Source organism: Streptomyces hygroscopicus, assembly GCF_026168105.1.
GTDB classification, from domain to species: domain Bacteria; phylum Actinomycetota; class Actinomycetes; order Streptomycetales; family Streptomycetaceae; genus Streptomyces; species Streptomyces hygroscopicus_D.
In genome coordinates, this window is sequence record NZ_LBMW01000099.1 from 1 (window position 1) to 10,130 (window position 10,130).

The window sequence follows — 10,130 nt, forward strand, 5'->3', positions numbered from 1 at the left end:
ACCGTCGGCGTCGACGACGACTTCTTCGACCTCGGCGGACACTCCCTCCTCGCCATCGAACTCGTCTCACGGATTCGTACACTTCTGGGCGTCGACGTCCAGATCCGGACGGTGTTTGACTCGCCGACCGTGGCCGGACTCGCAAAGCAGGTCGGGACCGAGAAGTCCACTCGGCCGGCTCTGCGACCGATGCGCAACCAGGGCGGCCGACGATGAAACCGCACTCCCCAGATCAGGCAGGATGAGCCACAAGGATCACAGTCGACGGTCGGCCGTCGCAGCCCGTGTAATCGGGTGCGGCGGCCGACTGACGTCGGTTCTGGGGAGGACGTGGTCACCGACCCGTAGACCGTCGTCGGCTCGCTGGCTGATCACTCCATCGGTCACCACGAGTCGGTCACCACGAGGCCGTGCCCTCGCACCATGCGGTGCTCGGCGCGGTCGGCGGCCTGGGCGCGGATGCCGCCCGGGCAAGTCGCTGGCCCTCAGCGGTCAGGCGGCCTCGGCCGTCTGAGTGCGCGAGCTTCACCGATCAGTGCGGTGTCACCAGGCCGGCCTCATACGCAATGATCACCAACTGGACCCGGTCACGGGCGTCGAGCTTGGTGAGCAACCGGGTCACATAGGTTTTGACGGTGGCGACACTGATCACCAGGTGTTCGGCGATCTCGGCGTTGGACATGCCTCGGCCGATCAGAATGAGCACCTCGCGTTCCCGGTCGGTAATGCCACTGATGGTGCGCCGCGGCGTGGTGGAACCCCCGGACGAAGTGCGGCCGGCGAACTCCTTGATCAGCCGCCGGGTGACGCTGGGGGCGATGAGGCCGTCGCCGGCGCTGACCACCCGCACCGCGGCCAGTATCTCCTCCAGCGCCATGTCCTTGACCAGGAAGCCGGAGGCGCCTGCCCGCAGCGCGGCGTAGACGTAGTCGTCGTCATCGAAGGTGGTGAGCACCACGACTTGGGCCGTTCCGGGACCGGCGGTGATCTGCCTGGTGGCCTCGATGCCGTCCATTCCGGGCATCCGGATGTCCATCACCACGACGTCGGGCCGCAGGGTGTCGGTCAGTTCGACCGCCTCGGCGCCATTGCCCGCCTCACCGACCACCTCCAGGTCGGGAGCGTCGGCGATCACCATCTGCAGGGCTGTGCGGATCAGCGGCTGGTCGTCGGCCAGTACCACGCGGATGGTCATCGCACTCCCGCCGGGACCGGAAGACGCGCGGCGACCCGGAAGCCGCCCTCGGGACGTGGCGCGGCGGAAAACTCGCCGTGCAGCAGGTCGACCCGCTCGCGCATGCCCACCAGGCCGAGGCCGGACCCCGAGGTGCTGCCGTTACGGCGTCCGTCACCGTCGTTCAGGACCTCGATGGACAGCTCCGCCTCCTGGCAGTCGATGGACACCTGGCACGACTGGGTGTTCGCATAGCGCACCACGTTGGTGACCGCCTCCTGGACGATCCGGAAGGCCGACATGTCGATCTCCGGGGGGTAATGCCGCCGCTCGCCACGCCACTGGACGTCGACCAGGACGCCGGCGGCCTTCGTGGTCTCGGCGAGTCGGGCGATGTCGGCCAGACCTGGACCGGGCTCCATCGGGGCCGGCTCCCGGGTTGCCCGCTCGCCGTCCGCACTCGGCTCGGCCTGCCGGAGAGCACCGAGCATCCGGCGCAGCCCGGACAGCGTCTCCCGGCTCGCCGTCTCGATCTCGCCCAGCGCGTCGCGGGCACGGGCCGGCTGGGTGTCGATGACCCGGCGTGCCGCGCCGGCCTGCAGGGCGACGATGCCGATGGTGTGCGCGACGATGTCGTGCAGCTCGCGGGCGATCCGCAGCCGCTCGGCGGTGACCGCCTGGGCGGCGGCCTGGGCGCCGAACTTCTCGGCGTAGTCGCGGGACTGGTGCATCGAGCGGCCGATCAGCCAGGCGATGACGGCCAGCAACACCGATCCCTGGGCGTCGCCGATGTCGGTGTCGGGGACCATGGCGATGTGCGCGACCAGCATGCCGATCAGCATGGCCGCCGCGATGCGTGAGGCCCGCCGCGGGCGGGTGGCCGTGATCAGGCAGAGCGCGATGTCTGCCGCGAGGAACTGCAGGGGCGGAAGCTGCCCCCCGTACCGCCACCCGCTGGCCACGCCCAGCGAGGCGGTGATCAGCAGGGCCATGGCGGCCAGTGGTCGGCGCTCCAGCAGCGCGCTGCCCGCCAGCGCGACGAGTGCGGCCAGGGACAACAGGTTCCAGTCCCGGTCAGCTGCCGAGTGGCCATCGGCAGCGATACCGTTCAGCCAGGCGACGGCGCCATGGTGCCCGACCAGCAGCGCGGGGTAGATGGTGACCACCATCCAGGTGAGAGCTGTCCAGGCGCCCGGTGGCACGCGCTTCAGCAGCGGGAGGGTCGGAGTGGCGTGCATGTGCCGATGATAGTCAAGCGGTGTCCGCCTGGCATGGGACCGTGGGTGTACTCCCCTGGTTGACAGGCAGGTCGGGGAAGTGTCGTCATAGGTCCGATTCACTGTGCATCGCCTCGGCGGCACGATTGGCCATGTGATCGAAGTCCACGAACTGACGAAGCGTTACGGCAAGAACCTGGCGGTCAACAATCTGAGTTTCACCGTGAAACCGGGCTCCGTCACCGGGTTCCTCGGCCCCAACGGCGCCGGCAAGAGCACCACACTGAGGATGATCCTTGGCCTGCACACCCCCACCAGCGGGTCCGCCACCATCGACGGTCACCCGTTCCGCGAACTGCCCAGGGGGCTGCGGCACGTGGGCGCACTGCTGGATGCCGGTGATGCGCACGGCGGGCGCACCGCCCGGGCGCATCTGTACGCGCTGGCCCGCAGCAACAGGATCCCACGCAGTCGGGTGGACGAGGTGCTGCGCGAGGTCGGTCTGGCCGACGCGGCGAACCGACGAATCGGCGGCTTCTCTCTCGGCATGCGCCAGCGCCTCGGCATTGCCGCCGCGCTGCTCGGAGACCCGCCGGTGCTGCTCTTCGATGAGCCGCTCAACGGCCTTGACCCGGAAGGCGTGTACTGGGTGCGCGGCCTGTTCCGCCGACTGGCCGCCGAGGGGCGCACGGTCTTCGTCTCCAGCCACCTGATGACCGAGATGGAGAACACCGCCGACCAGCTCATCGTCCTTGGCCGCGGTGAGCTCATCGCGGCGGAGAGCGTTGCGGACTTCGCGGCCCGCGGCGCCGGCCGGAGCGTGTCGGTCCGCACGCCGGACGCCGCCGAGCTGTCGTCACTGCTGACCGCTGAGGGTGCGTCGGTCCAGCGCAAGCCAGACGGGCAGCTCACGGTGGTCGGGCTCAGCTCGGCGCGGATCGGCGAGATCGCCCTTCAACGCCGCATCCTGCTGCACGAGTTGACCACCAACACCGGCTCGCTGGAGGAGGCGTTCATGGAACTGACCGCCGACAGCGTCGAATACCTCGCAGGAGAGACCCGATGACCGCGCCGACGACTACGACGAGGACCGTGCTGGCCGACGTGCCGATCCCGGAGCGCCGGGCCCGGTTCACTGACCTCCTCGTCGCAGAGTGGATCAAGTTGTGGTCACTGCGCTCGACCATCTGGGCATTCTCGGTCAGCGTTCTGGCGATCGTTGGCTTCAGCGCCACCGCCGCCATCGCCGACTACCAGAACTGGCCGGGATACGACGCGGAGCACCAGGCGTATTTCCGCACGTTCGGGGCGGTGGCCGACTCGTTCTCCACGGGCAGTGCCACCCTGGTGATGCTCGGCGCCGGTGCCATCGGCGCCATCACGATCCTGGGTGAGTACACCACCGGCATGATCCGCACGACCTTCACCGCTGTCCCGGCCCGCCGTTCGGTGATGGCTGCGAAGGTGGTGGTGGTTGTCGCGACCACGACGGTCTTCGGGGCGGTCGTGGCGTTGGCCTCGTTCGGTGTGGCCCAGTGGATCCTGTCCGGTCGCGACGCCGGCGTCGGCCTTGGCCATCCCGGCGCACTACGCCTGGTCGTGGCGTCTGCGTTGCTCGCTCCGGTTTCCGCGCTCGTGGGCATGGGCATGGCCGCAGTCATCCGGCACAGCGTGCTCACCATCGTCACGACGATCACGCTGCTCTTCGTGCTGCCGACTGTTCTGAGCAGTCATCGGCACTTTTCGGTCGACATTCTCCACATGATGGTCTCCCAGGCGTGGCGGCGCCTGGCCTACGACCAGTCCAGCACGGCGGCGTGGCCGTGGACGACGACCGGAGCCTGGACCGTCTACGCCGTCTGGGCGCTGGTCGCCATCGTGCTGGCCGTCTTCTCCTCGGACCGCCGGGACCAGTGAGTGGCGAACCGCCAGGCCGGAGTGGTGATCGATCACCACTCCGGGACCGTGACAGCGGCCGGGGAGCCGGACAAGGACTGGGAACATGCGCCGGCCGAAAGGCGGCAACTCGGTGAGGAGTACGACCGCCACGCCGCCTCCCTGGCCCGACATCCTCACGGCTACCGGGCGTGACCAGGTCCGGCCCTGGCCGCCGACCTCCCCGCCGTCCGGCAGGCGCCCACCGTCATCGATGCAGACCGACCACAGCTGCCCAGGCACCTGAACGAGAGGGTGGGAGTCACCGTCGTCGGCGCCAGCGAACGCGGCGTCGCCGTCCAGGTCGGCTGGTCCGGTGCCCGCCGGAGAACTCATCTGCCCGGTCGCCCGGATGGACCGGTCCAGCTGCCATCCCCGACCGGCCGCGCGGATCGGTGGACTCGCGGATACCGGCAACTCCGCCTGCGTCATTGCAGAAGTCCTGAATTCCGAGCGTTTCCGTCCGCCCAAAGGCCGTGAACACGTCGGCATCCACGCGTCCGCGCACGGCTGCAGGAACGGGGCCGCATCAGGCAGCAGGAGCAGGCCCTGCGGGGAGCCGAACATCTCGGCGGCACGAATGGCGTCCGACGGACGTCGACCGCGAATTCGGCATGCCACGGGCGACCTTCTTCGGCTGGATCAAATACGGCTGGGTCACGGCCCGCCGGCTCACCAGCGGCGCCGATCATGGATCATTTCACGGCGCCCCTGCTCGTGTCTGTCAAGAATCGGGCGACGAGTCCCCAGTGTTCAACTGCCCCCGGAAGGCAGTTGAACACAGCCTCCTATCGATTTGAACCCGCTGCCGAGGGCAACGTCGGGGCACGTAGGCCAAACATTGATCACCGCCGGACCGTGAGCCATAGTGACTGCCGGGGAAGCCGCGGTGCCCCGTACTGCCGAAAGACGAAATACAGGGCGTACGCCCGGCTGGGAATCTGTTTCGATGCGGTGCTGCCGACGGCCGCCATCGACTGAGGGCCTGTGTATCAGCGGTTATGACAGGCCGGACCGTGCGGAGAAGCCGGACGGTCTCCACAGCCGTGCCTACCGGCGCTGTCAGCCACACCAGCCCCAGGGCAAGGAAAGCGGCGGCCGGAGTTCAACAGTCAGCCTCGGCCGACGTCGCGGCCAGGACGTAAGCAGGAGGGGGCCTGATGATTCCGTTGTCATTCGCGCAGCGTCGGTTGTGGTTCATCCAGCAGCTCGAGGGGCCGAGCGCCAACTACAACATTCCACTCGCGCTCCCGCTGGTCGGCGAACTGAACCAGGACGCGCTCGCGGCGGCACTGCGCGATGTCCTCGAACGACACGAGGTGCTGCGGACCACCTTCGCCGTGGCCGACGGCGAGCCGTACCAGCACATCCATGACATCGAGGACCTGGACTGGGCCCTCCAGCGGGTGGACCTTTCCGGCGCCGACGCGTCCGCCCCGTCGGCCGACCTCGCCGACGCGCTGGCCGACGCGTCCCGGTACGCCTTCGACCTGTCCGCCGAACCACCCATCCGTTCCTGGCTGTTCACCACCGGCCCGGGGGAGCACGTGCTGGCCGTGGTGGTGCACCACATCGCCGCCGACGGCTACTCGATGCGCCCTCTGGCTGACGACGTCTCCGCCGCCTACGCGGCACGCCGCGAGGGCCGGGCGCCGGACTGGGAGCCGCTGCCCGTCCAGTACGCGGACTACACCCTCTGGCAACGAGAACTGCTCGGGGATCTGAACGACTCGCAGAGTGTGATGAGCCGTCAGGTCGACTACTGGCGGCGCACATTGAGCGGCACGCCTGAAGAGCTGGAGATCCCGTACGACCACAACCGCCCTCAGACGGCGTCGTATCGCGGCCACAGCGCCCCGCTGGCGATCCCCGCCGAGGCACACGCCCGGCTGGCGGAGTTGGCCCGGGCCGAGGGCGTGACCGTGTTCATGGTGCTGCAGGCCGCACTCGCAGTGCTGCTGTCCAAGCTTGGGGCGGGCGCCGACCTGCCGATCGGCACGGCGGTGGTCGGCCGCACCGACGCGGGGCTGCGCGACCTGGTCGGCTTCTTCGTCAACAGCCTTGTGCTGCGCACCGACGTGTCCGGTGATCCGACGTTCATCGAGCTCCTGGCGCGGGTGCGCGAGACGAACCTGTCCGCGTTCGAGCACCAGGACGTCCCGTTCGAGAAGCTGGTCGAGGAGCTTGCCCCGACTCGCTCCCTGGCCCGCCATCCGCTGTTCCAGGTCATGCTCAGCGTGGAGAACGTCGCCCGCGCCGAGGCCGACATCGTCGGGGCGCGGGCCGCGGGGCTGCCCGCGGCGCTGTCCGCGGGGGCGGCGCCGGTCGGCACGGTCGCCAAGTTCGACCTCGAGGTCGTAGCCGAGGAGACCTTCGACGAGGCCGGAGCCCCGGCGGGCGTGCGCGGTTCGGTGACCGTGTCCGCGGACTTGTTCGAGGCCGCTTCCGCCGTCCGGCTCGCCGAGCGCCTGGCCCGCGTGGTCGAGCAGCTGACCGCGGCGCCGCAGGCACGGGTCAGCACCGTCGACGTCCTCGGCACGGCCGAACGCGACCGCCTGCTGACCGCCTGGAACGACACCGCGGCCGAGGCCGAACCGGCCCTGGTGCCGGTGCAGTTCGCGTCACACGTCGAGCGGACCCCGGACGCCGTCGCCGTGGTGTACGAGGGCGCCGAGCTCACGTACGCCGAACTCGACGCGCGGGCGAACCGGCTCGCCCGTCGCCTGACCGCACTCGGCGTGGGTGCCGAGTCGGTGGTGGGCCTCTGCCTGCCGCGCGGCATCGACATCGTGGTGGCGATCCTTGCCGTGTGGAAGGCCGGCGGAGCCTACGTCCCCCTCGACCCGGAGCACCCGGCGGACCGGCTGGCCTTCATCCTGGACGACAGCGGGGCCCAGGTGGTGCTCAGTACCCGGGATGCGGCAGACGGCGTCGCGGGCGAGCTCCCCACGGACCAGGTGGTGTGGCTCGACGACCCCCACGACGTCGCTGAGCCGGCCGCCCTTCCCGCCACCGCCCCGCACGCCGCGGTTGTCCACGGCGGGCTGGCGTACGTCATCTACACCTCCGGCTCGACCGGCTTGCCGAAGGGCGTGGCGACCGGCCACGGCGCCCTGGCCAACCTGGTGTCGGTGTTCGGCCCCCTGATGGAGGTCGGCCCGGGCGTTCCGGTGCTCCAGTTCGCCTCGTTCAACTTCGACGCCTCCGTGCTGGATGTGGCGGTCACCCTGGCCCACGGTGGCACCCTGGTCGTGGCGAACGCGACCGAGCGGTCCGAACCCGCGCTGCTGCGCGCCCTGGTGGAGTCGGCCGGGGTCCGCTCTGCGAGCTTGGTCCCCTCCCTGCTGGCCGTACTGAACCTGGATGACCTCACAGGTGTCGGCGCCATGGTCGTCGGCTCCGAGAGCATCGACCCGGCGCTGGCCCGGGCGTGGGCCCGTGGCCGGCGACTCGTCCACGCCTACGGCCCGACCGAGGCTGCCGTGATAACCGCGGTCGGGAAGATCGACCCGGACGGCACAGGCGCGGTGCCGTTCGGGGGCCCGGTCGCCAACACCCGGATGTACGTTCTGGACGGCAGTCTCCAGCCGGTCGCGCCCGGCGTCACGGGCGAGCTCTACATCGCCGGCGCACAGCTGGCCCGCGGATACGTCGGCCGCCCGGACCTCACGGCGGAGCGGTTCGTCGCGTCCCCGTACGCAGAGGGTGAGCGTTTCTACCGGACCGGCGACCTGGTGCGCTGGACCGAGGACGGTCGGCTGGTCTTCGCCGGCCGCGCGGACGAACAGATCAAGATCCGCGGGTTCCGGATCGAGCCCGGTGAGGTCCAGTCCGTGGTCGCCGCGCACCCTCGGGTCGCGCGGGCGGCCGTCGTCCCGCGGGAGGACGCGCAGGGCGACGTGCGCCTGGTCGCCTACGTGGTCGCCACGGACGGCGAGTCGAAGGAAGGTGAACTAGCCGCATCCGTGGCCGAGTTCCTTGGACGGCGACTGCCGCAGTACATGGTCCCGTCGGCCGTCGTGCTGATGGACACGCTGCCACTGACGGTGAACGGCAAGCTCGACCGCAAGGCGCTGCCCGCCCCGGAGTACACGGCCGGGGACGGACGCCGTCCGGCGGGTCGCCAGGAGCAGATCCTGTGCGAGGAGTTCGCCGAAGCCCTTGGCCTGGAGCGCGTCGGCGTCGATGACAACTTCTTCTCGCTCGGGGGTCACTCGCTGCTGGCCGTTCGCCTCGTCGAGCGGCTGCGCGCCCGCGGCGTCTCCGTTTCCGTGCGTGCGCTGTTCGCGAGCCCGACCCCGGCCGGGCTCGCGCTGACCAACGGCTCGGCCCAGTTCACGGTGCCCGAGAACCTGATCCCGTCCGACGCGACCGCCATCACCCCGCAGATGCTGCCGCTGGTGGACCTCACCGCGGAGGAGATCGAGCGGATCGCCGCCACCGTCGAGGGCGGCGCGGCCAACATCGCCGACATCTACCCCCTTGCCCCGCTCCAGGAGGGCCTGCTCTTCCACCACCTGCTGGACGGCGGGGAGGACGCCTACGCCCTGCCGACAGTTCTCGAGTTCGACTCGCGCGACCACGTCGACCGTTTTCTGCGCGCACTGCAACAGGTGGTCGACCGTCATGACATCTTGCGCACGGGCATCGTGTGGGACGGCCTGCGCGAACCGGTTCAGGTGGTGTGGCGCCGGGCCGAGCTGTCCACCGACGAGGTGGTCCTGGACCCGCATGGTGCCGACCCGATAGCCGAGTTGGTGACGTTCGGCAGTACGACGATGGACCTCAGCCAGGCCCCGTTGATCAGCCTGCAGTTGGCCCGCGCTCCCCGCGGCGAGGCCGACGACCGATGGCTCGCCCTGATCCGAATGCACCACATGGTGCAGGATCACACCGCCAAGGAGATCCTGCTGGAGGAGGTGTACGCCTTCCTCACCGGGCACGGCGACGAGCTGGAACAGCCGCTCCCTTTCCGCAACTTCGTTGCCCAGGCGCGCGGCGCCGTCGACGAGGCCGAGCATCGGCGCTACTTCGCCGAGCTGCTGGGCGACGTCACGGAACCGACCGCTCCGTACGGCGTGGTCGAGGCGCGCGGCGACGGAAGCGGCGTGAGCCGGCGTGAACTCGTCCTGCCGCCGCAGCTGACCCATCGGGTACGGGAGGTTGCCCGGCGGATGGGCGTCAGCTCGGCTCCCGTCCTGCATGTCGCCTGGGCGCGTGTGCTTTCGGCGGTCTCCGGACGCACGGACGTGGTGTTCGGCACCGTCCTGTTCGGCCGCATGAACGCCGGCGAAGGCTCCGACCGCGTCCTGGGCCTGTTCATGAACACCCTTCCCGTGCGCCTGCGTACCGGTGAACTCGGTGCCTTTGAGGCCGTGTCCGCGATGCGCGGTCAGCTCGCCGAGCTGCTGGAGCACGAGCACGCGCCGCTGGCGCTGGCCCAGCGTGCGAGCGGGGTTCCCGGCAACAGCCCGTTGTTCACGTCCTTCTTCAACTACCGGCACAGCCGGGGCGTCCGGGGCACGGAGCCTGCGAGGACAGCATCGACCGAACCGATCACCGGGATCCGCGTGGCCTTCGTGGATGACCGCAACAACTACCCGCTGGCCGTCGCGGTGACGGACGACGGCGACACGCTGGAGCTGGCGATCGACTCGATCGATCCCATCGACCCGCATGCGGTCGGCGAACTGATGCACATCGCCGTGGCCAACCTCGTGGCGGCGCTCGAGGCGACCCTCGACGGGGAGGCGGATGCGCCGCTGGGTGCGGTGGATGTGCTGGGTGAGGTCGAGCGTCGTCGG

The 10,130-nt window shown here is 69.9% G+C and carries 7 protein-coding genes; 5 read left to right on the top strand and 2 right to left on the bottom strand.

Features of this window, described 5'->3' with window-relative positions:
- On the top strand, positions 1 to 216 hold a 216-nt coding region (locus AAW14_RS38535; protein ID WP_265569134.1), incomplete at its 5' end, for a phosphopantetheine-binding protein.
- 316 nt (positions 217 to 532) lie between these two features.
- Here AAW14_RS38535 and AAW14_RS38540 read toward each other — a convergent pair.
- Both AAW14_RS38540 and AAW14_RS38545 read right to left on the bottom strand, forming a co-directional pair.
- On the bottom strand, positions 533 to 1,195 hold the full coding sequence (locus tag AAW14_RS38540; RefSeq protein WP_265569135.1) for a response regulator: 663 nt from the start codon (positions 1,193 to 1,195) through the stop codon (positions 533 to 535).
- Complete coding sequence (locus AAW14_RS38545; protein WP_265569136.1) at positions 1,192 to 2,412, bottom strand: sensor histidine kinase; 1,221 nt, start codon at positions 2,410 to 2,412, stop codon at positions 1,192 to 1,194. The genes AAW14_RS38540 and AAW14_RS38545 overlap by 4 nt, the downstream gene beginning before the upstream one ends.
- A 133-nt stretch (positions 2,413 to 2,545) precedes the next feature.
- Here AAW14_RS38545 and AAW14_RS38550 point away from each other — a divergent pair, with 133 nt between their 5' ends.
- From AAW14_RS38550 to AAW14_RS38565, 4 genes are all read left to right on the top strand, one after another.
- Complete coding sequence (locus AAW14_RS38550; protein ID WP_265569137.1) at positions 2,546 to 3,457, top strand: ABC transporter ATP-binding protein; 912 nt, start codon at positions 2,546 to 2,548, stop codon at positions 3,455 to 3,457.
- Complete coding sequence (locus AAW14_RS38555; protein WP_265569138.1) at positions 3,454 to 4,308, top strand: ABC transporter permease; 855 nt, start codon at positions 3,454 to 3,456, stop codon at positions 4,306 to 4,308. The genes AAW14_RS38550 and AAW14_RS38555 overlap by 4 nt, the downstream gene beginning before the upstream one ends.
- On the top strand, positions 4,309 to 4,482 hold the full coding sequence (locus AAW14_RS38560; protein WP_265569139.1) for a hypothetical protein: 174 nt from the start codon (positions 4,309 to 4,311) through the stop codon (positions 4,480 to 4,482).
- 1,004 nt (positions 4,483 to 5,486) lie between these two features.
- A partial coding sequence (locus tag AAW14_RS38565) for a non-ribosomal peptide synthetase (RefSeq protein ID WP_265569140.1) occupies positions 5,487 to 10,130 on the top strand: 4,644 nt, incomplete at its 3' end.